Source organism: Brevundimonas sp. (genome assembly GCF_965279155.1).
Taxonomy (GTDB): domain Bacteria; phylum Pseudomonadota; class Alphaproteobacteria; order Caulobacterales; family Caulobacteraceae; genus Brevundimonas.
Map to the genome: position 1 here is coordinate 563,344 of NZ_OZ257138.1, position 24,768 is coordinate 588,111.

General features: G+C 65.9%; 29 protein-coding genes. 14 read left to right on the top strand and 15 right to left on the bottom strand.

Annotated features, from left to right (window positions below; translation table 11 throughout):
- Window position 1: 1 nt before the first annotated feature.
- Genes ACQY72_RS02785 through ACQY72_RS02820 form a run of 8 tightly spaced genes read right to left on the bottom strand, consistent with a single transcriptional unit; the run spans window position 2 to window position 6,639 of the window.
- Window positions 2-1,240 (bottom strand): aminotransferase class V-fold PLP-dependent enzyme, encoded by a 1,239-nt coding sequence (locus ACQY72_RS02785; RefSeq protein WP_428155596.1) that lies wholly within the window; start codon window positions 1,238-1,240, stop codon window positions 2-4.
- Window positions 1,219-2,241, bottom strand: a complete 1,023-nt coding sequence (gene sufD, locus ACQY72_RS02790; protein WP_428155598.1) for a Fe-S cluster assembly protein SufD — start codon at window positions 2,239-2,241, stop codon at window positions 1,219-1,221. Before sufD ends, ACQY72_RS02785 begins: the two co-directional genes overlap by 22 nt.
- Complete coding sequence (sufC, locus tag ACQY72_RS02795; protein WP_428155600.1) at window positions 2,238-2,987, bottom strand: Fe-S cluster assembly ATPase SufC; 750 nt, start codon at window positions 2,985-2,987, stop codon at window positions 2,238-2,240. The genes sufD and sufC overlap by 4 nt, the downstream gene beginning before the upstream one ends.
- A complete protein-coding gene (locus ACQY72_RS02800) occupies window positions 2,987-3,292 on the bottom strand; it encodes a hypothetical protein (RefSeq protein ID WP_428155602.1) in 306 nt (101 codons plus the stop codon). The genes sufC and ACQY72_RS02800 overlap by 1 nt, the downstream gene beginning before the upstream one ends.
- Window positions 3,289-3,558, bottom strand: coding sequence for a hypothetical protein (locus tag ACQY72_RS02805; RefSeq protein ID WP_428155603.1), 270 nt, complete (start codon window positions 3,556-3,558; stop codon window positions 3,289-3,291). Before ACQY72_RS02805 ends, ACQY72_RS02800 begins: the two co-directional genes overlap by 4 nt.
- Window positions 3,555-5,021 (bottom strand): Fe-S cluster assembly protein SufB, encoded by a 1,467-nt coding sequence (gene sufB / locus ACQY72_RS02810; RefSeq protein WP_428155605.1) that lies wholly within the window; start codon window positions 5,019-5,021, stop codon window positions 3,555-3,557. The genes ACQY72_RS02805 and sufB overlap by 4 nt, the downstream gene beginning before the upstream one ends.
- Entirely contained in the window at window positions 5,021-6,160 is a 1,140-nt protein-coding gene (locus ACQY72_RS02815) for a cysteine desulfurase family protein (protein WP_428155606.1), read from the bottom strand. Before ACQY72_RS02815 ends, sufB begins: the two co-directional genes overlap by 1 nt.
- A complete protein-coding gene (locus tag ACQY72_RS02820; RefSeq protein ID WP_428155608.1) occupies window positions 6,157-6,639 on the bottom strand; it encodes an Rrf2 family transcriptional regulator in 483 nt (160 codons plus the stop codon). The genes ACQY72_RS02815 and ACQY72_RS02820 overlap by 4 nt, the downstream gene beginning before the upstream one ends.
- Before the next feature lie 157 nt (window positions 6,640-6,796).
- Here ACQY72_RS02820 and ACQY72_RS02825 point away from each other — a divergent pair, with 157 nt between their 5' ends.
- The 7 genes from ACQY72_RS02825 to ACQY72_RS02855 all read left to right on the top strand — a co-directional run bounded on the left by ACQY72_RS02825 (window position 6,797) and on the right by ACQY72_RS02855 (window position 11,111).
- Window positions 6,797-7,447, top strand: a complete 651-nt coding sequence (locus ACQY72_RS02825) for an alpha/beta hydrolase (RefSeq protein ID WP_135195434.1) — start codon at window positions 6,797-6,799, stop codon at window positions 7,445-7,447.
- Between the two features lie 53 nt (window positions 7,448-7,500).
- A complete protein-coding gene (locus tag ACQY72_RS02830) occupies window positions 7,501-7,743 on the top strand; it encodes a type II toxin-antitoxin system Phd/YefM family antitoxin (protein WP_428155610.1) in 243 nt (80 codons plus the stop codon).
- Window positions 7,743-8,159 carry a type II toxin-antitoxin system VapC family toxin gene (locus ACQY72_RS02835; RefSeq protein WP_428155612.1) on the top strand — a complete coding sequence of 139 codons (417 nt, stop codon included), beginning with the start codon at window positions 7,743-7,745 and terminating at the stop codon, window positions 8,157-8,159. Before ACQY72_RS02830 ends, ACQY72_RS02835 begins: the two co-directional genes overlap by 1 nt.
- A 10-nt stretch (window positions 8,160-8,169) precedes the next feature.
- Window positions 8,170-9,444: an NAD(P)/FAD-dependent oxidoreductase gene (locus tag ACQY72_RS02840; protein ID WP_428155613.1), complete on the top strand. Its 1,275-nt coding sequence runs from the start codon at window positions 8,170-8,172 to the stop codon at window positions 9,442-9,444.
- Window positions 9,445-9,502: 58 nt separating this feature from the next.
- Window positions 9,503-10,324 carry a transporter gene (locus ACQY72_RS02845; RefSeq protein WP_428155614.1) on the top strand — a complete coding sequence of 274 codons (822 nt, stop codon included), beginning with the start codon at window positions 9,503-9,505 and terminating at the stop codon, window positions 10,322-10,324.
- A gap of 61 nt (window positions 10,325-10,385) precedes the next feature.
- On the top strand, window positions 10,386-10,823 hold the full coding sequence (locus ACQY72_RS02850; RefSeq protein WP_428155615.1) for a hypothetical protein: 438 nt from the start codon (window positions 10,386-10,388) through the stop codon (window positions 10,821-10,823).
- 9 nt (window positions 10,824-10,832) lie between these two features.
- A complete protein-coding gene (locus ACQY72_RS02855; protein WP_428155617.1) occupies window positions 10,833-11,111 on the top strand; it encodes a hypothetical protein in 279 nt (92 codons plus the stop codon).
- A gap of 1 nt (window position 11,112) precedes the next feature.
- Here ACQY72_RS02855 and ahpF read toward each other — a convergent pair whose 3' ends face one another.
- From ahpF to ACQY72_RS02875, 4 genes are all read right to left on the bottom strand, one after another.
- The gene (gene ahpF / locus ACQY72_RS02860) at window positions 11,113-12,699 is read right to left on the bottom strand and encodes an alkyl hydroperoxide reductase subunit F (RefSeq protein ID WP_428155618.1); all 1,587 of its coding nucleotides are present in this window, start codon (window positions 12,697-12,699) and stop codon (window positions 11,113-11,115) included.
- Between the two features lie 137 nt (window positions 12,700-12,836).
- Window positions 12,837-13,400 carry an alkyl hydroperoxide reductase subunit C gene (gene ahpC / locus ACQY72_RS02865; protein ID WP_135195428.1) on the bottom strand — a complete coding sequence of 188 codons (564 nt, stop codon included), beginning with the start codon at window positions 13,398-13,400 and terminating at the stop codon, window positions 12,837-12,839.
- A gap of 107 nt (window positions 13,401-13,507) precedes the next feature.
- The gene (locus tag ACQY72_RS02870; protein WP_428155620.1) at window positions 13,508-14,710 is read right to left on the bottom strand and encodes an exo-beta-N-acetylmuramidase NamZ family protein; all 1,203 of its coding nucleotides are present in this window, start codon (window positions 14,708-14,710) and stop codon (window positions 13,508-13,510) included.
- Window positions 14,707-15,213 carry a DOMON-like domain-containing protein gene (locus ACQY72_RS02875; protein WP_428155622.1) on the bottom strand — a complete coding sequence of 169 codons (507 nt, stop codon included), beginning with the start codon at window positions 15,211-15,213 and terminating at the stop codon, window positions 14,707-14,709. Before ACQY72_RS02875 ends, ACQY72_RS02870 begins: the two co-directional genes overlap by 4 nt.
- 105 nt (window positions 15,214-15,318) lie before the next feature.
- Here ACQY72_RS02875 and ACQY72_RS02880 point away from each other — a divergent pair, with 105 nt between their 5' ends.
- The 5 genes from ACQY72_RS02880 to ACQY72_RS02900 all read left to right on the top strand — a co-directional run bounded on the left by ACQY72_RS02880 (window position 15,319) and on the right by ACQY72_RS02900 (window position 18,797).
- Window positions 15,319-15,711, top strand: a complete 393-nt coding sequence (locus ACQY72_RS02880) for a VOC family protein (protein WP_428155624.1) — start codon at window positions 15,319-15,321, stop codon at window positions 15,709-15,711.
- Window positions 15,712-15,732: 21 nt separating this feature from the next.
- On the top strand, window positions 15,733-15,948 hold the full coding sequence (locus ACQY72_RS02885) for a DUF4287 domain-containing protein (RefSeq protein WP_428155626.1): 216 nt from the start codon (window positions 15,733-15,735) through the stop codon (window positions 15,946-15,948).
- Between the two features lie 334 nt (window positions 15,949-16,282).
- On the top strand, window positions 16,283-17,542 hold the full coding sequence (gene tyrS / locus ACQY72_RS02890) for a tyrosine--tRNA ligase (protein WP_428155628.1): 1,260 nt from the start codon (window positions 16,283-16,285) through the stop codon (window positions 17,540-17,542).
- Window positions 17,543-17,681: 139 nt separating this feature from the next.
- Window positions 17,682-18,143 (top strand): peroxiredoxin, encoded by a 462-nt coding sequence (locus ACQY72_RS02895; protein WP_428155630.1) that lies wholly within the window; start codon window positions 17,682-17,684, stop codon window positions 18,141-18,143.
- 114 nt (window positions 18,144-18,257) lie between these two features.
- Window positions 18,258-18,797, top strand: a complete 540-nt coding sequence (locus ACQY72_RS02900; protein ID WP_428155632.1) for a bactofilin family protein — start codon at window positions 18,258-18,260, stop codon at window positions 18,795-18,797.
- Window positions 18,798-18,862: 65 nt separating this feature from the next.
- On the opposite strand, the gene prfB is transcribed toward ACQY72_RS02900, so the two are convergent.
- Together prfB and ACQY72_RS02910 are read right to left on the bottom strand one after the other, a co-directional pair.
- Window positions 18,863-19,985, bottom strand: a protein-coding gene (gene prfB, locus ACQY72_RS02905; protein ID WP_428155634.1) for a peptide chain release factor 2 whose coding sequence is annotated in 2 segments (ribosomal slippage) — window positions 18,863-19,915 and window positions 19,917-19,985 — 1,122 coding nt in all. Because the reading frame shifts where the segments join, the coding sequence is not laid out codon by codon here.
- A 226-nt stretch (window positions 19,986-20,211) separates the two neighbouring features.
- Complete coding sequence (locus ACQY72_RS02910; RefSeq protein WP_428155635.1) at window positions 20,212-22,626, bottom strand: penicillin-binding protein 1A; 2,415 nt, start codon at window positions 22,624-22,626, stop codon at window positions 20,212-20,214.
- A gap of 136 nt (window positions 22,627-22,762) precedes the next feature.
- On the opposite strand from ACQY72_RS02910, the gene ACQY72_RS02915 reads away from it, so the two are divergent.
- Complete coding sequence (locus ACQY72_RS02915; protein WP_428155637.1) at window positions 22,763-23,191, top strand: organic hydroperoxide resistance protein; 429 nt, start codon at window positions 22,763-22,765, stop codon at window positions 23,189-23,191.
- Window positions 23,192-23,361: 170 nt separating this feature from the next.
- Window positions 23,362-24,366, top strand: a complete 1,005-nt coding sequence (gene cobS / locus ACQY72_RS02920) for a cobaltochelatase subunit CobS (RefSeq protein WP_428155639.1) — start codon at window positions 23,362-23,364, stop codon at window positions 24,364-24,366.
- Between the two features lie 3 nt (window positions 24,367-24,369).
- Here the strand turns inward: cobS and ACQY72_RS02925 are convergent, their stop codons facing one another.
- A complete protein-coding gene (locus ACQY72_RS02925; RefSeq protein WP_425984096.1) occupies window positions 24,370-24,729 on the bottom strand; it encodes a phage holin family protein in 360 nt (119 codons plus the stop codon).
- Window positions 24,730-24,768 lie beyond the last annotated feature (39 nt).

Here is a 24,768-nt window from a genome sequence, read left to right on the forward strand (position 1 = left end):
CTTACACGAAGAAGTTCCGCGCCTTGATCAGCGCATCCACGAAGGCGTCGGCATCCTCCATGGTGTTATATAGGGCGAAGGAGGCGCGGGTGCTCGACGTCACGCCCATTCTTTTCGCCAGCGGCTCGGCGCAATGAAGCCCGGCCCGAACGGCGACGCCGTACCGATCCATGATCTGGGCCACGTCATGGGCATGCGCGCCCTCGACGGCGAAGGTCAGGATCGCACCCTTGCCCTCTGCCTGGCCCAGAATCCGCAACCAACCCTCGCCGTCCAACCGATCCACGGCTCGCTGGTACAGCGCATGCTCATGCGCCTGAACCGCCGCCCGGTCGTATTGCGCCAGCCATTCCAGCGCCACCCCCAGGCCGATGGCCTCCAGGATCGGCGGCGTCCCCGCCTCGAACCGGTGCGGCGGCTTGGCGTAGGTGACGCGGTCCCGCTCGACCGTCTCGATCATCTCGCCCCCGCCCTGATAGGGCGGCAGGCCCTCCAGCGCCTCAGCCTTGCCGTACAGGGCGCCGATGCCGGTTGGTCCGAACAGCTTGTGCCCGGTCAAGACATAGAAGTCGCAGCCGATGGCCTGAACGTCCGGCGTCGCATGGACCGCCCCCTGGCACCCGTCGATCAGCACCTGGGCGCCCGCTGCGTGGGCCAATCGCGTGATCTCGGCCACCGGATTGATGGTCCCCAGCACGTTCGACATATGGGTGACCGCGACCATACGCGTCTTGGGCCCCAGCAGGTCGGCATAGGCCGCCATGTCCAGCGACCCGTCGTCCAGCACCGGGATCCACTTGATCACCGCGCCGCGCCGTTCGCGCAGCAGATGCCAGGGCACTATGTTGGAATGATGCTCCATCTCCGAGACGATGATCTCGTCGCCCGGCTGGATCGACAGGCCCAAACCGTTGGCCACTAGGTTGATCGCCTCGGTGCCGCCCTTGGTCCAGACCACCTGCTCGGCGCTCTCGGCGTTCAGGAAGCGGGCGACGATCTCGCGCGCCTTCTCGAACGCCTCGGTCGCTTCGTTCGACAGGGTGTGCAGGCCGCGGTGGACGTTGGCGTAACCGCCCTCCATCGTCGCGACCAGGGCGTCGATCACCGCACGCGGCTTCTGGGCCGAGGCCGCATTGTCCAGATAGACCAGCGGCTTGCCGTTCACCTGTCGCGACAGGATCGGGAACTGCGACCGCACGACATAGGGGTCAAAAGTGGTCACAACCGAACCGTCAGCCATTCCCTCGCCACCTCTCTCGCGCCCTCGTGCTCGATCCGGTCGATGACCTCGATCAGGAAGGCTTGCGTCAGCAGGGCGCGGGCTTCCTCGGCCGGAATGCCGCGCTGCTGCATGTAGAACAGGGCGCTCTCGTCCAGCGTCCCCACCGTATTGCCGTGCGCGCACTGCACGTCGTCGGCATAGATGATTAGTTCCGGTTTGGCGTCGATCTCGGCCCGCTCGCTGGCGATCAGGGCGTGATGGCCCATCCGCGCATCGGTGCCGTCCGCGCCGCGCTCGACCACGATCTTGCCCTGGAAGACGCCTCGCGCCGTGTCGCGGGCCACGCCCTTGATCAACTGGCTGGTCGCGCCGTCATGCTCGACGTGGCGCACCACGCTGGTCAGGTCGGTGTGACGCGATCCGTTCAGCAGATACAGGCCGTCCGCCTGAACCTGGGCGCCTTGGGCATAATGGGTGATGCGCGTCTCGATCCGCTGCAACTTGGCGCCGGTCGTGACGATGGTCTGGCGATAGACGCCGCCCGCCTCGACCTTCACATGGGCCTCGGCGATGGAGATGGCGTCCTCCGGCTCTTCGACCAGGACGACGCGCGTCACCTCGGCGCCGGCCGCCACATCCAGCTCCAGCGTATTGTGCGCCACATAGGCCGAGCCCGCACCCTCGTGCGTTTCCAGCAACAGCAGCTTGGCGCCCGCCCGCGCCGAGACCCGCGCCCCGGCCGTGTGGCCCGTCCCGACCGCGTCGGAGATATAGCGCAGCCGCAGCGTCTGCTCGCCCGAGGCGATGAAGTCGGTCACGCCCACGGCGCGCCCGTTGGCGAAGACGATAGCCTCTCCGCCCAGGTCGTAGAACGGCCCCGGCGGCCCGACCGCCGCCGTGCCCGAAGGTTCCGGCGCCGCGCGAAGCCAGCGCTTCAGGTCGCTGTATTTCCAAGCCTCCGTCCGCCGCGACGGAAAGGTTTCGGCGTCGATCAGATCAATGGCGAAGGCCGCGCTCATGCCGGTTCCAGAAGATACTTGTCGTAACCTTCCGCCTCCAACTGATGCGCCAACTCCGGCCCGCCCGAGGCCACGATCCGCCCGCCGGCCAGCACATGGACCCGGTCCGGTTTGATGTAGTCGAGCAGCCGCTGATAGTGGGTGATGACCAGCATGGCCCGGTCGGGACGACGCAGGGCATTCACCCCCTCCGACACAATCCGAAGGGCGTCGATGTCCAGGCCGGAATCGGTCTCGTCGAGGATCAGCAGCGACGGCTCCAGCAGGGCCATCTGCAGGATTTCCATCCGCTTCTTCTCGCCGCCGGAGAAGCCGACGTTCAGCGGCCGCTTCAGCATGTCGAAGTCCATCTTCAGCGCCTTGGACGCCTCGCGGACCAGCTTCAGGAAGGCGGGCGCCGCCACCTCCTCCTCGCCCCGCGCACGCTTCTGCGAGTTCAGCGCCGTCCGCACGAAGGTCAGGGCCGGCACGCCGGGAATCTCGATCGGATACTGGAAGGACAGGAAAACGCCCTTGGCCGCGCGTTCAGCCGGGTCCAGCGCCAGCAGATCCTCGCCCGCCCATTCGACCGCGCCTTCGGTCGCCTCATAGCCCGGCCGTCCCGACAGGGCATAACCCAGCGTCGACTTCCCGGCCCCGTTCGGCCCCATGATGGCGTGCACCTCGCCAGCGGGAACGTCGAGCGTCAGTCCCTTGAGGATCGGCTTGTCGCCGACGGAGACGTGGAGGTTGGAAATGGAAAGCATCAGTTGGACTCGGGAACAGGTTGAACGCCGGTCAAATCCTGACGGGCGTCGTAGAATGAGATGATAAGCACTTCGTCACCGAGCACTTGAAACACGATGATCTTGCGCCATCGGACCAGGCTTGCTTCGCGCAGACCGCGCCATCGCGACGGTCGAAAGCGAAACGGGCCTGCACCGGCGCGTAACGACAAGGCTTCGCTTTCCGACAATGCACGGTCGGTCAAACGCGGATCGATCCCTTCCAGATGATCCAGCCAGTCCCGCTGCGCGTCGCGCGCTTCTTTCGACCATCGGACCTGCCTCACCGCTTGAAGCGAGCTTTAAGCTCGGTGAAGACGTCATCGTGGCTGAATATCCGCCCCGCTGCGACGTCCTGCAGACCCCGCTCGATGGACGCCTTTTGATCAGCCGAAAGCGCAGGGCTCGCGTTCTCGACATCGGTCACGAACTGCTCAGCAGCCGAAGCGATGAACTCGGCCAAAGGCATGCCGATTTCTGCAGCCGCTCGCTTGAGGCGATCGGCGGCATCGGCTTCCAGAGGGACGGAAATCGTTTCCATGATTTCGCTCACCCCACGCTCCCCTCAAGGCTGATCGCCACCAGTTTCTGCGCCTCGACGGCGAATTCCATCGGCAGCTTCTGCATCACGTCGCGGACGAAGCCGTTGACCAGCAGGGCCACCGCCTCCTCCTGCGAAAGCCCGCGTTGCTGGGCGTAGAACATCTGGTCGTCGCTCAACCGCGTCGTCGTCGCCTCGTGCTCCAGCTGGGCCGAGCCGTTGCGGGCCTCGATATAGGGGATGGTGTGAGAGCCACACTCTTTCCCGATCAGCAAGCTGTCGCACTGGGTGAAGTTGCGCACCCCCGTCGCCTTCGGATGCACCGAAACCAGGCCGCGATAGGTCGAGTCCGATTTCCCCGCCGACACCGCCTTGGCGATGATCCGTGACTTGGTGTTCTTGCCCAGGTGGATCATCTTGGTGCCGGTGTCGGCCTGCTGATGTCCGTTGGTGATGGCGATGGAATAGAACTCGCCCGAGCTTTCCTCGCCCTTCAGGATGCAGGACGGATATTTCCAGGTGACGGCCGAACCGGTCTCGACCTGGGTCCAGCTGACCTTGGAGCGATCACCCCGGCAGTCGGCGCGCTTGGTGACGAAGTTGTAGATGCCGCCCTTGCCCTCGGCGTCGCCCGGATACCAGTTCTGGACCGTCGAATATTTCACCTCCGCGTCGTCCAGAGCCACGATCTCAACCACGGCCGCATGCAGCTGGTTCTCGTCGCGCATCGGCGCCGTGCAGCCCTCCAGATAGGAGCAATAGCTGCCCTTGTCGGCGATGATCAGCGTCCGCTCGAACTGGCCCGTCTGGCTCGCATTGATGCGGAAATAGGTCGACAGCTCCATCGGGCAGCGCACGCCCGGCGGAATGTAGACGAACGACCCGTCCGAGAAGACCGCGCTGTTCAACGCCGCGAAATAGTTGTCCGAGACCGGCACCACCGACCCCAGATATTGCCGCACTAGCTCAGGATGTTCGCGCAAGGCCTCGGAAATCGGCATGAAAATCACGCCGATCTTGGCCAGTTCCTCCTTGAAGGTGGTGACCACCGACACGCTGTCGAACACCGCATCCACGGCGTAGCGCGGCGCGCCCTCGACGCCCGCCAGCACCGCCTGCTCACTCAGCGGTATGCCCAGCTTCTTGTAGATTTCCAGAATCTCGGGATCGACCTCGTCCAGAGACTTCGGCCCCTCCTTCTGCTTGGGCGCCGCATAGTAGAACAGCGACTGGTAATCGACCGGCTCATACTTCACCGCCGCCCAGGTCGGCTCTTCCATCGCCAGCCAGCGCTCATAGGCGGCGAGGCGCCATTCCAGCATCCATGCTGGCTCGCCCTTCTTCTCGGAGATGAAACGCACGATCTCGGCGCTCAGACCGCGCGGCGCATATTCCGTCTCGATGTCCGAAGTGAAGCCGTGCTCGTACTTCTCCAGTGCGGCGACGGCGTCGATGGTTTCCTTGACGGCGGCCATCAGGCGACCTCTCTCACGCGCTCTGCGGCGCGTGTCTTATGCTTGTTGTACGCGGCGACCCAGGCGTCGGCGAACCGCACCCAATCGCCTTCAATCGTTCCCCAGCCGCCGGACACGCGCACGCCCCCGGTCGCCAGGCTATTCAGCCCCATGGCGCTGATGGTCTTGGACGGCTTCACCTTGCCCGACGAACAGGCCGACCCCGCCGACACCATGACGCCGGCCAAATCCAGAGTGATCAGCTGTTGCGGGCTGTCCCAGCCCTCGACCGCCATGAACAGGGTGTTGGGCAGACGCGCCACAGCGCCGCCGATGATGGTCGCTCCAACGGCCTTCACCTTCGCCTCGGCGACGTCACGCCAGCCGACGTGCGATTGAATCGCCTCCAGATCGCGCGCCGCGCTGTCAGCAGAGACGCCAAAGCCAGCGATGCCCGGCACATTCTCGGTCCCGGCCCGCAGACCCCGCTCCTGTCCGGCGCCGTGCAGGATACGAACGCCCGACACGCCTTCCTTGAAGATCAAGGCCCCGACGCCCTGCGGCCCGCCCAGTTTGTGCGCCGACAGGGTCAGGCTATCGGCGTCCAGCACTCGCATATCGACCGGGATCTTGCCCGCCGACTGGATGGCGTCGACATGCAGCCAACCACCCGCCGCGCGCACCAGGGCGGCGGCCTCGACCACCGGCTGGATCACGCCGCTTTCGTTGTTCGCATGATGGATGGCGACCACAGCCCGGCCCGGACGGCTCAGCGCCTGCGCCAGCCACTCCAGATCGACCACGCCGTTCGCCTCGACCGGCAGCACCTCGACCGGCGCACCCGCATTCGCCGCCGTCTCGGCCACGCACGGATGTTCGGTCGCCGACACGATCAGCCGCTCGCACCCGGCCGCCAGCGCGCTGGCGATACCCTGTGCATTGGCCTCGGTGCCACCGCTGTTGAACACCACCGCCGTAGGATCGGCGCCGACCAGGTCGCCGACCTGAGCCCGCGCCGTCTCCACCCGCGCCCGCGCCCGCCGCCCGGCCGCATGGACCGCCGACGGATTGCCGTTGTCGGCCAGGGCGCGCGCCATGATGTCCTGCACTTCCGGCCGCACCAGGCCCGAGGCGTTGTAGTCCAGATAGATGCCGCTCATGCCGCCACCCCGACCTGAGCGGCCTGATCGACATTGCGGCGACGCTGACCCGTGCGGTTCATCACCACATCCTCCAGCGACACGCCCGCCAGATAGCGATGGATCTCGTCGCCCAGATCTTCCCAAAGATTGTGGGTGATGCAGCGTTCGCCGGCCAGCATGCAGCCTTTGGGCGACCCATGCGCCACACACCGCGTGGCGCGAATCGGCTCGTCCACTGCCAGCACGATCTCGGCCACCACCGTCTCGTGCGCCCCCTTGGCCAGGCGATAGCCGCCGCCGGGTCCGCGCACGCTCTTGACCAGCTCGCTCTTGCGCAGCCGGGCGAACAACTGCTCCAGATAGCTCAGCGAAATCTCCTGGCGCGCGGCGATCTCGGCCAGCGAAACCGCACGGATTTCACCGCTCTCGCCGCGTCCGTTCTTGGCCAGATCGGCCATCGCCATTACGGCGTATCGTCCCTTGGTCGACAGACGCATTTCGCACCTTCAAAAATTGCGCGCTTTTCGGGGCTCTTGTGCTAGAACCCGCGCCTTCGCGAAGGCGGCCCGCTTGCGTGGGACTTAGAAAGTCCTACCTCTGCGGTCAAGTATTACGCACTCGCGAAATGACAGTTGAACGGATTCCAGAGCCCCTATGCCTGAAGTCATCCTGCCCGGCGCCTCCGGTCGCATCGAAGGCCGCTATTCCCCGGGCAAGCGCCCGAACGCACCGATCGCCCTGATCCTGCACCCGCACCCCAAGGCGGGCGGGCATATGAACAACCCGGTGACGGTCACCCTGCACCAGCTGTTCCAGCAGCGCGGCTTCGCCACCCTGCGCTACAATTCGCGCGGCGTCGGCAAGTCGCAGGGAGAGTTCGATTCGGGCATCGGCGAACTGGCCGACGCCGCCACGGCCCTCGACTGGCTTCAGACGAACAATCCCGGCGCCAGCCAGACCTGGGTCGGCGGTTATCAGTTCGGCGCCTATATCGGCATGCAGCTTCTGATGCGCCGCCCGGAAACGGACGGCTTCATCTCGGTCTCGCCCCCGTCGAACATGTATGATTTCAGCTTCCTGGCCCCCTGCCCGGCGTCCGGCCTGTTCCTGCACGGCACGGCCGACACCGTCGTGCCGCCGGTCGAGGTCGAGCGCGTGGTCAACAAGCTGCGCACCCAAAAGGGCATCATCATCGACTACGAACTGGAAGAAGGCGCGAGCCACTTCTGGCAGGACCACATGAGCGCCGTCGACCGCCGCGTCGGCGCCTATCTGGACAAGCGTCTGGAAGAAAAGCCGGCGTAGAGGCCACGCTGCGATCGTGCTAAACTGACCAACCAACTGGTCAGGAGCCGATCGTGGAACGGATCAATCTGGCGGACGCCAAGGCGCACCTTAGCGAACTGGTCACCCGCGCCTCTCAGGGCGAGGAGATCGAAATCGTGCGTCGCGGCAAGACCGTGGCGCGCTTGCTGCCACCTGAGCCGGCGCTCGAACCTTTCGACTTCAGCGCGCTGCGACAGATGACGGACGCCATGTCTCTTCAGGAAGAGGGCGCAGGCGACCTGGTGCGGCGCATGCGTGACGGCTCCCCCTACTGATGTTCTATCTGGACGCCTCCGTCGTCGTGGCCTCTGTCACCCGCGAATTGCGCACTTCAAATGTTCAGGAATGGTGGGAAAGGCAGCGGGCCGACATCACCTTCAGTAGCTGGACGCTGACCGAATCTATCTCCGCTCTGTCAATTCGACTGCGGCACGGATCAGTCACCGCCGACGAAAAACAGAACGCCGTCCGCTTCGTGCGTCGCATACCGAACAGCTATCAGCGTGTCCCGATAACGGAGGCGCATTTCCTGTCGGCCATGCGCTATACGGACCAACATGAGTTAGGCCTGCGCTCCGGCGACGCTCTGCATGTGGCGATCGCAGCAGATTTCGACCAAACCCTCGTCACTCTGGACAAGAAGATGGCGGGCGCAGCGGCAAAACTGGGTATCGCCGTGCTTCTCTTGTAACGGAAAACTGATGCAGCACGACATAGTCATCATCGGCGGCGGCGCCGGCGGGCTTGAGCTCGCCGCCCGCCTGGGGCGTCGCTTCGGCTCCCGCGAGGGGCGTCGTCGCGTCCTGCTGATCGACCGCTCGATCTTCCACCTGTGGAAGCCCAGCCTGCACGAGGTCGCGGCCGGGTCGCTGGACAGCCATCAGGAGGGCCTGTCCTATCCGGTGCTGGCGCGCCGCAATCATTTCAGCTTCGCCTTTGGCGACCTGACGGGCCTCGATCCGACGAACAAGACCCTGACCCTCGGCGAAATCCGAGATCAGGACGGCGCCGTTCTGGTCGGCCCGCGCACCCTGTCCTTCAATACTCTCGTTCTGGCGATCGGCAGCGGCTCGAACCTGTTCGGCACGCCGGGCGCGGCCGAGCACGCCCACCTGCTGGAAGACGTCGCCGATGCGGAAAGCTTCAACAAGCGTCTGACCTCGGCCTTCCTCGCCGCCGCCTATTCCGACGAACGCACCTTGAACATCGCCATCGTCGGCGCGGGCGCGACCGGCGTCGAACTGTCCACCGAACTGATCGAGGGTCACGACGAACTGTCCGCCGGCCTGTCGCCGGACCAGCGTTTCGACCTCGCCGTCTCCATCGTCGAGGCCGCGCCGCGCATTCTGGGCGGCCTGCCTGAGCGCGTCTCGGCCAAGGCGGCCAAGGCGTTGGCGGCCAAGGGCGTGCGCCTGCTGACGAACGCCAAGGTCAACGCCGTCCACGCCAACCGCCTGGACACCTCCAAGGGCGAGGTTCCCGCTGACCTGATCGTCTGGGCGGCGGGCGTGAAAGCGGCGGAAATCAACCGCGACCTGGGCCTGACCACCGGCCGCATCAACCAGTTCGTGGTCGACGATCACCTGCGCACCTCAGCCCCCGACATCTACGCCATGGGCGACTGCGCCGAGGCGCCCGGCCCCGAGGGCCGCCCCGTCCCGGCCCGCGCCCAGGCGGCGGCGCAACAGGCGGCCTATCTGGCCAAGGCCCTGTCGGACCCGTCGCGCGATCCCGGTCCCTATGTCTATCACGACAAGGGATCGCTGGTGTCCCTGGGCGGCGACAAGGGTGTCGGCTCGCTGATGGGCGGACTGGGCGGTCCCAACTTTCTGATCGAGGGCCTGATCGCCAAATGGGCCTATATGGCGCTGCACCTGGATCACCACCGCGCGATCCTGGGCGTGCGCCGCACCGTGCTTCTGGCCTTGTCGCGCCTGCTGCACCGCCGCGTCTCCGGGCGGTTGAAACTGCACTGACACCCGCGATTAAGGCCTCGGCGGCATGATCGGGCGACATTCTATCCCGAGACACCCCATGCGCCCGATCCTGTTCGCCGCTCTGATCGCCTCGACCCTCGCCGTCACCGCGCCTGTCCTGGCCCAGGAGGCGTCTTCGACCCCGCGCGACTTCTGCGCCGACCGCCCCGGCAAGGGCACGCCGACCTGCGTCCTCGACCAGGGCCGCTGGCAGGTCGAGCTGGGCCTGTTCTATGCCGCGCGCCAGACAGACGGCGCGACCAGGACCGAAACCTGGGACGCCGGCGACCTGTTCGTCCGCTACGGCCTGACGGGCCTGACCGAGCTTCAACTGGGCCTCACGACCTGGAACCGCGAACGCACCACCGACCGCGTGACCGGCGACCGCGATACGGCCGAGGGCGTCGGCGACCTCAGTATCGGCCTGCGTCATTCGCTGAAGAACCCTGATGGTTCCGGCCTGTCGGTCGCCATTTCGGGCTTCGTCACCGCTCCGACCGGCGCCCGCGCCGTTCGCGCCGACGGGTTCGAGGGCGGGATCATCCTGCCCGTCTCCATCCCCCTGAGCGACGAGTGGAGCCTCAGCCTGTCGCCAGAAGTCGATTGGGTCTCGGACGCAGACGGCGACGGCCGCCACGCCGCCTATACGATGGTCGCCGGCGTCGGGCGCGGTTTCGGCCAATGGGATCTGGGGGCCGAGCTTTGGATCAGCCGCGACGACGACCCCGTCGAGGCGACCACCCAATCGACCTTCGACCTGGCCGCCATCTGGTCGCCCCCGTCCCTCCCCGACACCCAGCTCGACTTCGGCCTCGATTTCGGCCTGAACGACGACAGCCCGGATGTAGAGTTCGGCGTCGGCGTCGCGCGGCGTTTCTGAACCGTTCGCTCAGGCGAACATTGTCACGACGGATAATTCCTCGAAGGAGCGGCCCGATCCCATGGTTTCTGCAATCCTCGCCGCCCTCCTCATCCAGACCCTTTCCAAATCCGAACTGGTCACCGGAGGCGAAACCGTGGGCCGTCTGGGTGAGCGGACAGCCGTGTGCAGACGGCTTGGCTATCCCGTCGACGAACTGATCGCCGAGGACGCCGCAAACCGTTTCGCCCGACAGGCCGCCGGGGCAGGCTGGGGTCAGGACGCGATCATCCACGTCATTCAGGCCGGCGTCGATCTGGAGCAGGCGAACCTGCCGTTCTCGGAGCCGATTGCGGACCTGCCCGCCGACGAACTCCCGTTTCATGCCAAGCGGCTGGCGTCCGACGCCAAACAGTTGTGCCGCCAGTTCGCCGAATCTCATCCCGGTGTGATCACCGATCTGGCGCAGGGCGAACAGGCGATCGACGACCGCTTCGCCGCGGCCCTCCGCGCCCGCTGACGACCATCCATGACGACAGGAAAGACCGGTCGCATCCTGCCCTGGCGCAAGCGCGGGATCACGCTGTGGAACTATCTGCTGCTGACCCTGCCGATGTTCGCGGTCGCGCTGGCCCTGCGCGCCGTCACCCATTCCGACTGGCCCTATCACGTCTGGGCCGTGCTTTGGGCGGTTCCGCTGCTGATCGTGCTCGCGGTGCGCTGGGTCTATTTTGTCGTCACCTTGGCCTGGGCGATCCTGGTCGAGATTGTGCGGGCCGTGCGAAGCGCCTTCGCACGGCCCAAATAGCTTACGCCGCCTCGACAACCTCTTCCGCCGGGACCGTGCGGATCATGTAGTCGAAGGCCGCCAGCCCCGCCTTGGAGCCCTCGCCCATCGCCACGACGATCTGCTTGTAGGGCACGGTGGTCACGTCGCCGGCCGCGAAGATGCCCGGCTGCGAGGTCTCGCCGCGATGATCCACCTCGATCTCGCCGCGCTGGGTCAGGCCGACCGCGCCGCGCAGCCACTCGGTGTTCGGCACCAGACCGATCTGGACGAAGATGCCTTCCAGATCGACGTCGTGATGGGCGTCGGAGTTGCGGTCCTTGTAGGACAGGCCCGTCACCTTCTCGCCGTCGCCGTGGACCTGGGTCGTCAGGGCCGAGGTGACGATCCGCACGTTCGGCAGGGTCGCCAGCTTCCTCTGCAGCACCGCATCGGCCCGCAGTTCGCTGTCGAACTCGATCAGGGTCACATGGGCCACGATGCCCGCCAGGTCGATGGCCGCCTCGACGCCCGAGTTTCCGCCGCCGATCACTGCGACCCGCTTGCCCTTGAACAGCGGCCCGTCGCAGTGCGGGCAATAGGCCACGCCCTTGTTCTTGTACTGCTCCTCGCCCGGCACGTTCATCTGGCGCCAGCGCGCGCCGGTCGACAGGATGACGGTGCGCGACTTCAGCGACGCGCCATTCTCCAGCACCACCTCATGCAACCCGCCCGGAACCCTGGACGGCGCCAGCTTGACGGCCTTCTGCAGGTTCATCAGGTCCACCTCGTATTCGCGGACATGCTGTTCCAGATGGGCGGCCAGTTTCGGTCCCTCGGTATGCGGCACAGAAATGAAGTTCTCGATCGACATCGTGTCCAGCACCTGGCCGCCGAATCGCTCGGCCGCGATACCGGTGCGGATGCCCTTGCGCGCCGTATAGATGGCGGCCGCCGCCCCGGCGGGACCGCCGCCGATGACCAGGACGTCGAACGGGTCCTTGGTCCTGATCTTCTCGGCCGCGCGGGCGTCGGCGCCGCTGTCGATCTTGGCGACGATCTGCTCCAGCTCCATCCGGCCCTGGCCGAACAGTTCGCCGTTCAGGAAGACCGTCGGCACGGCCATGATCTTGCGCTCGTCCACCTCGTCCTTGAACAGGCCGCCCTCGATGGCGACGTGTTTGATGCGGGGGTTGATGACGCTCATCAGGTTCAGGGCCTGCACCACGTCGGGGCAGTTCTGGCACGATAGCGAGAAATAGGTCTCGAACACATAGTCGCCGTCCAGGTCCTTGATCTGCTGGATCAGTTCCTGCGCCGCCTTGGACGGGTGGCCGCCGACGTGCAGCAGGGCCAGCACCAGAGAGGTGAACTCGTGGCCCAGCGGAATGCCCGCGAACCGGACGCCGATGTCCGTCCCCTTGCGGCGGATCAGGAAGCTGGGCTGGCGCTCGTCGTCATAGTCGCGCCCCATCTCGACCTTGCCGTGCGAGACCGAGACGATCTCCTCCAGCAGGGTCTTCAGCTCGATCGACTTGGGCCCGGCGCCCAGCGAGGCGACCAGTTCGACCGGATGGACGATGTTCTTGAGGTAGCCCTCAAGCTGAGATTTCAGATTGGCGTCCAGCATGGGCAGTCCTCGAATGTCAGGGTGGCGCGCCGCCTTCCAGCCGATCCCGGCGAGGCCCGCGCGATAGTGTCCGGCCTTCCGGCCGGGTGGGTCCGACCCGAAGGCCGGACCCGGTAGGCGCCCGATAGGCGTCAGTCTTAGATCTTGCCGACGAGGTCGAGCGACGGGGCCAGAGTGGCTTCGCCTTCTTCCCACTTGGCCGGGCAGACTTCACCCGGGTGCGAGCGCACATACTGGGCGGCCTTGACCTTGCGCAGCAGTTCGGCGGCGTTGCGGCCGATGCCTTCCGAGGTGGTCTCGGTGAACTGGATCACGCCGTCCGGGTCGACCAGGAAGGTCGAACGGTCGGCCAGGCCCACGCCCGGACGCATGGCGTCGAAGTTGTTGGTCACCTGGCCCGAGGGGTCGCCCAGCATGGTGTAGTTTATCTTGCCGATGGCCGGCGACGAGTCGTGCCAGGCCTTGTGCGAGAAGTGGGTGTCGGTCGACACCGAATAGATCTCGACGCCCAGCTTCTGGAACGCGTCATAGTGATCGGCCAGGTCTTCCAGCTCGGTCGGGCACACGAAGGTGAAGTCGGCCGGATAGAAGAAGAAGATCGCCCACTTGCCCGCCACATCGGCGTCCGTGACCGTCAGGAACTTGCCGTTCTTGTAGGCCTCGGCCGTGAAGGGTTTGATGGTCGTGTTGATCAGGGCCATGCGGAAAATCCAGTGCAGGGTGGTTGGGAGGCGCTCTCCCTACCGCACCGCAACAAATAAGCCCAATCACTTATTTGCAGATGCACAATAGATTTTGGTTATAGATCTCAATAGAGCAAGAACGGCCGTCGGGTCTCGTCCCACGCCGCCTCGTCCGGCGTCGTCGCCGCGTCCAGATCGACCGGCGTCGCACCCGCATCGTCCACCCATTCGCGCAGCCCCGGCCCGCCGTTGATCACGTCGATCGGCAGCTTCCCGAACGCATACTCGTACCGGAAATCGCGCCACAGGTCGTAGTCGGGATACAGCCGCCGGATCGCTTTGAACCCCAGGGCCTGCACCCGCCACGGCTTGAAGGCGGCATGGTCATAGCCGGGGTGATCGACATGGATCTGCACCCCGCTGCATAGTTTCCCGACATGCTTGTGGAAGGTCGGCTCGAACCACATGTCGCGCAGCACGCAGCCGCCTAGCCAGTCCGGGGCCAGCGCCCGCATCTCGGCGATCACCGCCCGCGCGTCGATGTCGGGCGCCCCGAACAGCTCCAGCGGACGCGTCGTGCCGCGCCCCTCCGACAGGGTCGTCCCCTCCAGCATCACCGTGCCGGCATAGGCCCGCGCCATCGACAGGTTCGGCGCATTGGGGCTGGGGTTGATCCAGGCCCGTTCGCCCAGCGGCCAGCCGAACCCCGGCCCCTGCTCCGGCGCCCAGCCCTGCATCTCCACGACCTTGTATTCGACGTCCAAGTCATGGTGGGCGATGAACCAATGCCCCAGTTCGCCCAGCGTCATCCCGTGCCGCATCGGCATCGGGCCAGCCCCGACAAAGCTCTCCCAGCCGGCCAGCAGCGTCTGCCCCTCGACCGGCCGCCCCGCCGGATTAGGCCGATCCAGCACCCACACCGCCTTGCCGTGTTTCGCCGCCGCCTCCAGCACATAGAGCAGGGTCGTGATGAAGGTGTAGATGCGGCATCCCAGATCCTGCAAATCGACCAGGATGACGTCGAACGTCTCCATCGAGGCGTCCGTCGGGCGGCGCACCTCGCCGTACAGGCTGAACACCGGGAACCCATGCACCGGATCGGAATAATCCGGGCTCTCCATCATATTGTCCTGCAAATCCCCCTTCATCCCGTGCTGCGGCCCGAAGGCGGCGCTCAGCGTGATCTCGGGACAGGCGGCCAGCGCATCCACCGCATGGGTCAGGTCCTTGGTCACCGACGCCGGGTGGGCCAGCAACGCCACGCGCCGCCCCTTCAACTGCGCCCGCAGGGCGTCGTCGGACAAAAGGCGGTCGAGGCCGAAATTCATGGCAGGTCCAGCGCGAACGAGTCGGGATGATGAAAGTCCGGCTTATCCGAAGGATGCCCCAGCGCCCAATAGGCGATCGACCCATCGAACCCCTCGATCACAGCCGCCAACCCCGTAGCCGCGACCGCATCCTCCGGCAGGGTCACGTCCGCCGTCAGCACGAACTGCCCCGGCGCCGTCCGCGTGACGATGAAAGGCGCGGGCATTTCCAGCCCCCGCATCCCCGCGCGATAGCCGTCGAACCGATAGGCCGCCCAGGCCCCCGACGGTGACAGATTATATTCGACATAGCCGTCCGCCGTCCGCACGAACGCCTCGAAACAGGTCGCCTGCCACAGGCCGTCCGTCTGCACCCGCGCCGCAGCCTGCGGCCAAAGCACCCGTTCGACCGGCCCGGCCAGCACATATTCCAGGCTCAGCACCCGACCCGCCCGCCGCGCCTCGACCTCCAGCGTCAGCCCGGCGTGGGGCGAAATCGGGTGCGGGATCAGGGGCAGACGCATCCCGCCTTCGTATCGCACGCCGGGCGCCGGTCAACGCCCGCCTGATCGCCCACCGGGACATTTGCGCGCCCTCGCGATAGGATGTCGCCGGCAAAGGAGATCGAGATGCGAATTCCGAAGGGCTTTGCGGGGGTCGCCCCCTATCTGTTCGTCGCCGGCGCGGGCGACTACATCCGCTTCCTCCAGAACGCCTTCGGCGCCGCTGAAGTCGGCCGCAGCCTGACACCGGCCGGCCGCATCGCCAACGCCCAGGTCCAGCTTTCCGGCACGACCTTGATGATCAGCGAGGCCTCGGACGCCTTTCCGCCCAGCCGCGCCGCCCTCTACCTCTATGTCGACGACGCCGACGCCGCCACCGACCGCGCAGTCCAGGCGGGGGCAGACCTGATCATGGAGCCATCCGACATGCCCTACGGCGACCGACAGTCCGGCGTCCGCGATCCGGCTGGCACGATCTGGTGGATCTCGCAGCGGCTCACCGACGAACCCTATTTCTAAGGCTGCGATCAGGAAGACCTCATGACCGACGACACCGTCAAAGGCCCGGCGTCCTATTTCCCGTCCATCGAGAAAAAATACGGCCAGCCGATCTCGCATTGGCAGCAGGTCGTTCGCGACGCCTATCCCGCCCGGCACATGGAGTTGGTCGGCGTGCTCAAGGACACGCATGGTCTGGGCCACGGCCACGCCAACGCCTTGGTCGCCCACACCCTGGCGCAGGACGGTCTGAAGTAGCTTCAGTCCTCAAACCGGCGCCAATCCGCATACCTCGCTGAATATTCGCCAATGAAATCAGCGGACGGTACTGAAATACGAGGCTCTACCCATCGCCGTTCCCGGCTGGTGTATAATGTCGGCCGCCCCCTTTCGCAGAGGACCGCCCAGTTGCACTTTATTGCACTTTGCACTGTTTTTTCGGGTGCAGTGCAATTTCGCCCCCGACCGATTTCAGACGAATTGCACTATTCAGACGCTGTTTTTTCGCCTCACCGTCTGAATCGCCTCCCCCCAACCGCCAGCCTAGAAGGGGAAGACGACCGTCGGCATCCCTGCTAACGGAGCCTCCGCCATGACCGAACACGCATACAAGTCCGACTTCCTGCGCACGCTCCAGGCGCGCGGTTACATCCATCAGATCACCCACCCCGTCGAACTCGACGAGGCGGCCGCCACGGGCGTGGTGCCGGGCTACATCGGCTTCGACGCCACGGCGCCGTCTCTGCATGTCGGCAGCCTGATCCAGATCATGATGCTGCGCCGGCTCCAGCAGGCTGGCGGCAAGCCCATCGTCCTGATGGGCGGCGGCACCACCAAGGTCGGCGACCCGACCGGCAAGGACACGTCGCGCCCCCAGCTGACCGAGGAAACCATCCAGTCGAACATCGATACGATCAAGACGGTCTTCGCCAAATTTCTGACCTTCGGCGACGGCCCGACCGACGCGGTCATGGTCAACAACGACGACTGGCTGTCGACCTACGGCTACATCCAGTTCCTGCGCGACTTCGGCACTCATTTCACCATCAACCGCATGCTGAGCTTCGACTCGGTCAAGCTGCGCCTTGAGCGCGAGCAGCCGATGACCTTCCTCGAATTCAACTACATGCTGATGCAATCGGTGGACTTCCTGGAGCTGAACCGCAGCCACAGGGTCACGCTTCAGATGGGCGGATCGGACCAGTGGGGCAACATCACCTCGGGCGTCGATCTGGTGCGTCGCGTGGATCAGAAGGCCGCTTTCGGCCTGACCACCCCCCTGCTGACCACGGCCTCGGGCGGCAAGATGGGCAAGACGGCCCAGGGCGCGATCTGGCTGAACGCCGAACAGCTGAGCCCCTACGACTACTGGCAGTTCTGGCGCAACGCCGAGGACGCCGACGTCGGCCGCTTCATGCGCCTGTTCACCGACCTGTCGCTTGACGAGATCGCCGAATACGAGGCGCTGGAAGGCGCCGCCATCAACGACGCCAAGAAGGCCCTCGCCGACGCGGCGACCACCCTGCTGCACGGCGCAGACGAAGCCGCCAAGGCCCGCTCGCGTTCGGAAGCGGAATTTGAACGTGGCGAGAAGGTCGTTCTTGAGGCCTTCGACTTCGATTGGGCTGGAGAAGAAGGTTTCACGCAACGATCGCCTGAAGCGCTTGTGAAGGCAGCGGGCATATCGTCGATCAAGGACGCCAAGCGATCCATCCAGAATGGCGAGATCAGAATAAATCGTGTCGTCGTGAACGGCTCTGAGATGTTCGATAAGTCTCAGGTTGATCCGCAGCACGGGGCCTTCCTGATCCAAAAGGGCAAGAAGGTATCCAAACTCGTTCGACCAACTTAAAGCCCGCTCATCCCGGCGAAAGCCGGGACCCAGCCCTTTGGGCGATCAGCCGTAATTAAGTTTCACCAAGGGCGGTCCAACGCACTGCCTCACGACAGAACTGGGTCCCGGCTTTCGCCGGGATGAGCGGAGTTCAAAAATGCCCGAAGTCAACGATCCCGCCCCCGCCCTCGACCTGCCGACCGACAACGGCGGCCAGGTCTCCCTCGCCGCCCTCAAGGGCAAGCCCGCCGTCGTCTATTTCTACCCCAAGGACGACACGACCGGCTGCACCCGCGAGGCCCAGGACTTCTCCGCCCTCGCGCCCGACTTCGCCGCACTGAACGTCCCAGTCATCGGCGTGTCCAAGGACACGGTGAAGAAGCACGACAAGTTCAAGGCCAAATATGACCTCGCCGTCGTCCTGGCCTCGGACGAGGACGGCGCGGCCTGCGAGGCTTGGGGCGTCTGGGTGCAGAAGAAGTTGTACGGCCGCGAATATATGGGCATCGAGCGCGCCACCTTCCTGATCGACGCCGAGGGCCGCATCGCCCGCGCCTGGCGCAATGTGAAGGTCGCCGACCACGCCGCCGCCGTGCTTGAGGCGGTGAAGGTTTTGTGATCGACGACCACGGTTCGGAAGCCGTGCTTGACCTTGGGGCCTCGCCCACGGCCTAGTGACCTTCAGGGCTACTAGGGGCTTGGCCGGCCTTGGCTGGCAGATGCGGAGCGCACCATGTTCACCAAGAGCAAATCCTACGACACCGGATCACAGGGACTGGGCATTCCGCCCGCGCCAGAACCGGCCCCGTCGCCGACCTCCAACCTGCCGGCGGCGACGCCCGCCGCCCGCGCGCCTGAACCGGCCCGCCCGGCGACCCGGTCCAGCAACCTGTCCACCCTCGCGGCCGGCGTGAAATACGAGGGCAACATCTCCGGCGCCGGCGAGCTTCAGGTCGAAGGCAATCTGAAGGGCGACGTCCGCGTAGCCCGCGTCGTCATCGGCGAAGGCGGCGCGGTTGAAGGCACCGTTCACGCCGATGTGCTGGACGTGCGCGGCCGCATCACGGGCGCCATCGTCGCCAAACAGGTCAAGCTCTACGCCACCGCCCGCGTCGAGGGCGACATCACCCAGGAGCAGCTGTCCATCGACCAGGGCGCCTGGTTCCAGGGCCGCTGCAACCAGGCCAAGCGCGACACCCCCGGCGCCGCCATGCTGGAAGCCCCCGAGAAGCCCGCCAAGACGGACAAGCCCGAAGCCAAGACTCCGGCCTGACAGGCAGGCCAGAAGGCCGATACTTCAACAAACAAAGGGGCGGCCCAGCGGGCCGCCCCTTTTTCTTAGTCCGTGCTGGACCCGCGCGTTTCGCCGACACGCTGGGCCAGGGCCGCCCCCATGAAGGCGTCCAGGTCGCCGTCCAGAACCCCCTGGGTGTCCGAGGTCTCGACCTCGGTCCGCAGGTCCTTCACCATCTGATACGGCTGCAGGACATAGGACCGTATCTGGTGACCCCAGCCGATGTCGGTCTTGGCGTCGGCCAGGGCCTGGGCCACGGCCTCACGCTTCTGCAGCTCCAGCTCGTACAGGCGCGCCCGCAGCATCTTCCAGGCCTGTTCGCGGTTCTGGTGCTGCGACCGGCCGGCCTGGCAGGCCACGACAGTATTGGTCGGGACGTGGGTCAGGCGCACGGCCGAGTCGGTCTTGTTGATGTGCTGACCGCCCGCGCCCGATGCCCGGTAGGTGTCGGTGCGCACGTCCGACGGATTGATGTCGATCTCGATGGCGTCGTCGACGACCGGCGACACCCCGATGGAGGCGAAGCTGGTGTGGCGCTTGGCCGCCGCGTCATAGGGGCTGATGCGCACCAGGCGGTGAACGCCCGATTCCGACTTCAGCCAGCCATAGGCGTTCGGGCCGGAGATCAGAATGGTGGCCGACTTGACCCCCGCCTGTTCGCCCTCTTCATAAGCCTCGATCGTGACCTCGTAGTCGTGCGCCTTGGCCCAGCGGGAATACATCCGCAGCAGCATGCCGGCCCAGTCGTTCGACTCGGTGCCGCCCGCGCCGGAGTTCACTTCCAGATAGGCGTCGTTGCCGTCGGCCTCGCCGGACAGCAGGGCCTCAAGCTCGGCGCGCGCGGCCCGTTCCTTGATGGCCCGCAACGACGCGCGTGCGTCTTCCAGCGCGCCCTCGTCACCTTCCTCGTCCGCCATCTCGGCCAGCATCACCCCGTCTTCGAGGTCCTGCTCCATCGCCTTGACGGTGTTGATCTTGGCTTCCAGCTGCGAACGATCGCGACTGACGGCCTGGGCCTGTTCGGGCTTGTCCCACAGCGTCGGGTCCTCGACCCGCGCGTTCAGCTCATCGAGCTTTCTTAGAGCGACATCCCAGTCAAAGACGCCTCCTGAGCAGAGCGACGCTCTGCTCGATGTCGGCCTTCATGGCCTCGACATCCGGTCTCATCGCATTCTCCGGCGACAGAAGAACCCTCAAGCAGCGAGGCCCGCAAGCCGCGCGATAGGGCAAGGTTGATGGATCGTCATCCTCGGGCTTGTCCCGAGGACCCACGGTCGGAGCAGTCACGAAATCACCGTTGAGGCGATGTCATCGAGCCCTCTTGAGGTCCATGCGGCCCACCGGTGGATCCTCGGGACAAGCCCGAGGATGACGGAGGGTGGGTGTTAGAGCTTTAGTACAATCCGCTCAAGTCCTCGGCCGGCGCCTTCTTGGGCGGCGGCGGTGCTGTGGGCGCCGGTGCAGTAGCCGGAGCGCCGCTCGCGGCCTCCTGCTCGCGCCGGATGACCTCGTAGTAGTTCTGCGGTCCGGTGGGCTGTACCGGCCCGGTCGGCGCCGGCGGCGGGGCCTGACGCTCGGTGCCGGGGCGGAAGGCTTCCTCGATGCCGTTGACGGTGCGGAAGATGGCGTTCTTGGGCCGCACGAAGGGCCGGGCGGGCCGTTCCTTCAGCGCTGTCTGCATGAACTCCGTGAAGACCGGCACGGCGGCCGAGGCCCCCGCTTCGCCGGAACCCAGCGAACGGTTGTCGTCGAAGCCGATGAAGACGCCGACCACGATGTCGGTGGTGAAGCCCACGAACCAGGCCGAGCGATACTCGTTGGTCGTGCCGGTCTTGCCGGCGACCCACGGGCCCAGCCCGCGCGCGCTGGCGGCGGTGCCGCGCTGAACGACGCCTTCCAGCATTGAACTCATCTGATAGGCGGTGATCGGGTCGATGACCTGGGTGCCGCGCTGTTGCAGGCGGGGCGATTCCTGGCCCGAGAAGCCGCGTCCGCATTCGCGGCAGCTGCGGTTATCGGCGCGGAAGATGGTCTCGCCGTCACGATCCTGGACATAGTCGATCAGATAGGGCGTCACCCGCCGCCCGCCGTTGGCGAAGGCGGAATAGGCGGCGGTGATCTCCAGCGGCGTCACCTCGCCGGCGCCCAGCGACACCGACAGGTTCGGCGTCATGCCCGGCAGGCCCATCCGATCCGACTGCTCCACGATCTTCTTCATGCCGACCGACTGGGCCAGCCGCACCGTCATGACGTTGCGCGACAGTTCCAGCCCGCGCCGCAGCGTCTGCGGCCCATAGTATTGGCGGCTGTAGTTCTCGGGCGTCCAGCGCTGGCCATTGGCCCCGCCAGCGAAGCTGATCGGCGCATCCAGCACGATGGAGGCCGGGGTGAAGTCGCCCTCCAGCGCCGTCGCATAGACGAAGGGCTTGAACGCCGAACCGGGCTGACGCCGCGCCTGGGTGGCGCGGTTGAAGCTAGACAGGGCATAGGAATAGCCGCCGACCATGGCCAGCACGCGGCCGGACTGCGGCTCGATGGCCACCAGGGCGCCGTTGACGCGGGGCACCTGTTTCAGGGCGTATTGCCCGCCCTTGGGCTCCACGAAGATCAGCTCGCCACGTCGCAGCTGGCGGTTGGCGTTGGCCCAGGCCGCGTCTGCCGCCAGCAGCGTGCCCGTCTTGTCGTCGCGGGCCGTACGGATGCGAACGGTGTTTCCGCTGACGCTCTCGATGGCGGCGGGCTGCCAGCTGCGCCGTTCGGGCGGAACCTGTCCCTTCAGGGCGACCGCCTGCCAGCCGTCGGCGAAGTCGGTCGTGCCCCATCCGCCGCGCCAGCCGTGACGTCGGTCATAGTTTTCCAGCCCCTGCATCAGCGCCTGACGCGCCGCCGTCTGCAACGTCGGATCCAGCGTCGTTCGCATATAGAAGCCGCCAGCGCGCAGTTGCTCGCCGAACTGGGGATTGGCGGCCGCCTGACGACGGGCCTCCTCCACGAAGAAGTCCGCGTCCTTATAGTCCGAACGCTGGGGCGCATCGCGCGTGACCAGGGGCTTGGCGCGCGCCTCGACCAGTTGTTCCGGCGTCAGCCAGCCGCTCTGTTCCATCTCGCCCAGCACCCAGTCGCGCCGGCCCTTGGCCGCGCCGGGATGGCGTTTGGGGTGATAGTTGTTCGGCCCCTTGGGCAGGGACGCCAGGAAGGCCGCCTCGTCCGGCGTCAGCTGACCCAGCGACTTGCCGAAATAGTTGTAGGCCGCCGAGGCGATGCCGAACGACCGATAGCCCAGGAAGATCTCGTTCAGATACAGCTCTAAGATCTGCTCCTTGGACAGGGTCGCCTCCAGGCGATTGGCCAGGATGGCTTCCTTCAGCTTGCGATTCAGGCTCGATTCGTTGGTCAGCAGGACGTTCTTGGCCACCTGCTGGGTGATGGTCGAACCGCCTTCCAGCCGGCGACCCTGCGCCAGGTTGAAGACGTTCTTGATCGAGGCCCGGCCGATGCCGCCCACGTCGATGCCGCCATGCTGGAAGAAGTTGCGATCCTCGGCGGCCAGGAAGGCCTGCACGACCGTCGTTGGGATCTGATCGTAGGAGACATAGATTCGGCGCTCGTCCGAGAACTCGCCGATCAAGGTGCCGTCGCCGGCATAGACGCGCGTCGCGGTCGGCGGGCGATAATCCGCCAGCTCCGACGCATCGGGCAGGTCGTGGAACAGCCACGCCGCATAGACGGCGACCACAAGCCCCGCCAGGGCGATGCCGCCCAGCAGAACCATGCCCGCCCACACGAACCAGCGTTCGGCAATCTTCACTGCGTACTCCGACGACGCGCCCCGAACAGGTGCTTTAGCCCGCGTCGCCGGTCGATTGCTAGAGCGAGGATGCAACGTCCCCTTCCCGTCTTCCGTTAAGACCCCATCTCAAGCATCCCAACCCAAGGAGCCCATCATGGAAGTTCTGTATCGCGCCCAGTCCACCGCCTCCGGCGGAGGCCGCGAAGACGGCCGCTCAGCCACCGACGACGGCAAGATCGACGTCAAACTGTCCACGCCCACGGAAATGGGCGGCAAGGGCGGCGACGGCACCAATCCCGAACAACTCTTCGCCACTGGCTACGCCGCCTGCTACCTCGGCGCCCTGCGCCTGGTCAGCGGCAAAGCCGGCACGCCCGTCGGCCCCGACACCAAGGTCACGGCCGGCGTCGGCTTCGGCAAGAACACCAAGGGCGAGGGCTTCAACCTGGATGTGGACCTGACCGTTAGCGATCACGGCCTTGACCAGGCCGTCATCGACGACCTGATCGAGAAGGCGCATCAGGTCTGCCCCTACTCCAACGCCACCCGCGGCAACGTGGATGTGCGACTGACGGCCAAGTAAACATATTCCGCTCATCCCCGCGAAAGCGGGGACCCAGCGCTTTGGGCGACGACCGAAGTCGTTTCAAATGGTCGTCGTCCAACGCACTGCCGGGCAAAAGAACTGGATCCCCGCTTTCGCGGGGAAGAGCGGGGTTTAAGTGATCTCGAACGTGCGCTAATCGCACTACCATGACCTCCCCGCTCGACGCCTCCCCCGATCCCCTGCTGACGCTCGAACCGCACCGCCGCGTGACCCTGCGCGAGGCGTTCGGCGTGGACAGCGACATGACCGTGCCCGCCTTCAACGAGCGCGACAGCCATGTGCCCGAGATCGACGAGGCCTATCGCTTCGATCCGCAGACGACCATCGCCATCGCCGCCGGCTTTTCCTTCGACCGCCGCGTCATGGTCCAGGGATATCACGGCACCGGCAAGTCGACCCATATCGAACAGGTCGCCGCCCGCCTGAACTGGCCCCTGGTGCGCGTCAACCTGGACAGCCACGTCAGCCGCATCGACCTGATCGGCAAGGACGCCATCGTCCTGAAGGACGGCAAGCAGATCACCGAGTTTCGCGAGGGCATCCTGCCCTGGTCGCTGCAACGCCCCATCGCCCTGGTGTTCGACGAATACGACGCCGGCCGTCCCGACGTCATGTTCGTCATCCAGCGCGTGCTGGAGGCCCAGGGCCGCCTGACCCTGCTGGACCAGAACCGCGTCATCCGCCCCAACAAGCATTTCCGCCTGTTCGCCACGACCAACACCATCGGCCTGGGCGACACCACGGGCCTTTACCACGGCGCGCAACAGATCAATCAGGCCCAGCTGGACCGCTGGAACATCGTCACGACGCTGAACTACCTCGATCACGACGTCGAGGCCGAGATCGTCGCCGCCAAGGTGCCCGAATGGTCCGACGCCGAGGGCCGCCGCCGCATCGCCGCCATGGTCCGCGTCGCCGACATGACCCGCAACGCCTTCATGAACGGCGACATCTCCACCGTCATGTCGCCCCGCACCGTCATCACCTGGGCCCAGAACGCGTTGATCTTCGACGGCGACCTGGCGCTCAGCTTCCGCCTGACCTTCCTGAACAAGTGCGACGAGCTGGAACGCCCCAGCATCGCGGAGTTCTACCAGCGCGCCTTCGGCGAGGACCTGCCGGAAGCGGCGACGCGTGTGAAGGTGGGCTGACGCCTAGCGCCGCGCCTCTTCGCCGCCGCCGATGAAGGCGCCGGCAATCCAGCTGACGACGCCGGTGACGATGGCCGCGCCGATGCCGGCCCACAGGCCATCGACCCGGAAGCCGTCCAGGAAGATGGACGTCAGCCCGATCATGGCGGCGTTCACCACCAGCAGGAACAGGCCCAGGGTCACGACGGTGATCGGGAAGGTCAGCACCACCAGGATCGGCCGCACGAAGGCGTTGACCAGACCCAGGATGATGGCCGCCGCGATCAGCGATCCCGTGCTGGTGAAGTCGACGCCCGGCACGAACCGCGCGGACAGCCACAGGCCCGCCATGGTGACCAGCGCCTGGATGATGAAACGGATCATGTCGTGCCTCGTTGTGTTCAAGCGTGACCATAATGCACG

Excerpts from the sequence above, each read along its gene's own strand:
- ACQY72_RS02785 (WP_428155596.1), bottom strand. The coding sequence starts at position 1,240 with ATGGCTGACGGTTCGGTTGTGACCACTTTTGACCCCTATGTCGTGCGG.
- sufD (WP_428155598.1), bottom strand. The coding sequence starts at position 2,241 with ATGAGCGCGGCCTTCGCCATTGATCTGATCGACGCCGAAACCTTTCCG.
- sufC (WP_428155600.1), bottom strand. The coding sequence starts at position 2,987 with ATGCTTTCCATTTCCAACCTCCACGTCTCCGTCGGCGACAAGCCGATC.
- sufB (WP_428155605.1), bottom strand. The coding sequence starts at position 5,021 with ATGGCCGCCGTCAAGGAAACCATCGACGCCGTCGCCGCACTGGAGAAG.
- ACQY72_RS02815 (WP_428155606.1), bottom strand. The coding sequence starts at position 6,160 with ATGAGCGGCATCTATCTGGACTACAACGCCTCGGGCCTGGTGCGGCCG.
- ACQY72_RS02820 (WP_428155608.1), bottom strand. The coding sequence starts at position 6,639 with ATGCGTCTGTCGACCAAGGGACGATACGCCGTAATGGCGATGGCCGAT.
- ACQY72_RS02825 (WP_135195434.1), top strand. The coding sequence starts at position 6,797 with ATGCCTGAAGTCATCCTGCCCGGCGCCTCCGGTCGCATCGAAGGCCGC.
- ACQY72_RS02835 (WP_428155612.1), top strand. The coding sequence starts at position 7,743 with ATGTTCTATCTGGACGCCTCCGTCGTCGTGGCCTCTGTCACCCGCGAA.
- ACQY72_RS02840 (WP_428155613.1), top strand. The coding sequence starts at position 8,170 with ATGCAGCACGACATAGTCATCATCGGCGGCGGCGCCGGCGGGCTTGAG.
- ACQY72_RS02845 (WP_428155614.1), top strand. The coding sequence starts at position 9,503 with ATGCGCCCGATCCTGTTCGCCGCTCTGATCGCCTCGACCCTCGCCGTC.
- ACQY72_RS02850 (WP_428155615.1), top strand. The coding sequence starts at position 10,386 with ATGGTTTCTGCAATCCTCGCCGCCCTCCTCATCCAGACCCTTTCCAAA.
- ACQY72_RS02855 (WP_428155617.1), top strand. The coding sequence starts at position 10,833 with ATGACGACAGGAAAGACCGGTCGCATCCTGCCCTGGCGCAAGCGCGGG.
- ahpF (WP_428155618.1), bottom strand. The coding sequence starts at position 12,699 with ATGCTGGACGCCAATCTGAAATCTCAGCTTGAGGGCTACCTCAAGAAC.
- ahpC (WP_135195428.1), bottom strand. The coding sequence starts at position 13,400 with ATGGCCCTGATCAACACGACCATCAAACCCTTCACGGCCGAGGCCTAC.
- ACQY72_RS02870 (WP_428155620.1), bottom strand. The coding sequence starts at position 14,710 with ATGAATTTCGGCCTCGACCGCCTTTTGTCCGACGACGCCCTGCGGGCG.
- ACQY72_RS02875 (WP_428155622.1), bottom strand. The coding sequence starts at position 15,213 with ATGCGTCTGCCCCTGATCCCGCACCCGATTTCGCCCCACGCCGGGCTG.
- ACQY72_RS02880 (WP_428155624.1), top strand. The coding sequence starts at position 15,319 with ATGCGAATTCCGAAGGGCTTTGCGGGGGTCGCCCCCTATCTGTTCGTC.
- ACQY72_RS02885 (WP_428155626.1), top strand. The coding sequence starts at position 15,733 with ATGACCGACGACACCGTCAAAGGCCCGGCGTCCTATTTCCCGTCCATC.
- tyrS (WP_428155628.1), top strand. The coding sequence starts at position 16,283 with ATGACCGAACACGCATACAAGTCCGACTTCCTGCGCACGCTCCAGGCG.
- ACQY72_RS02895 (WP_428155630.1), top strand. The coding sequence starts at position 17,682 with ATGCCCGAAGTCAACGATCCCGCCCCCGCCCTCGACCTGCCGACCGAC.
- ACQY72_RS02900 (WP_428155632.1), top strand. The coding sequence starts at position 18,258 with ATGTTCACCAAGAGCAAATCCTACGACACCGGATCACAGGGACTGGGC.
- ACQY72_RS02915 (WP_428155637.1), top strand. The coding sequence starts at position 22,763 with ATGGAAGTTCTGTATCGCGCCCAGTCCACCGCCTCCGGCGGAGGCCGC.
- cobS (WP_428155639.1), top strand. The coding sequence starts at position 23,362 with ATGACCTCCCCGCTCGACGCCTCCCCCGATCCCCTGCTGACGCTCGAA.
- ACQY72_RS02925 (WP_425984096.1), bottom strand. The coding sequence starts at position 24,729 with ATGATCCGTTTCATCATCCAGGCGCTGGTCACCATGGCGGGCCTGTGG.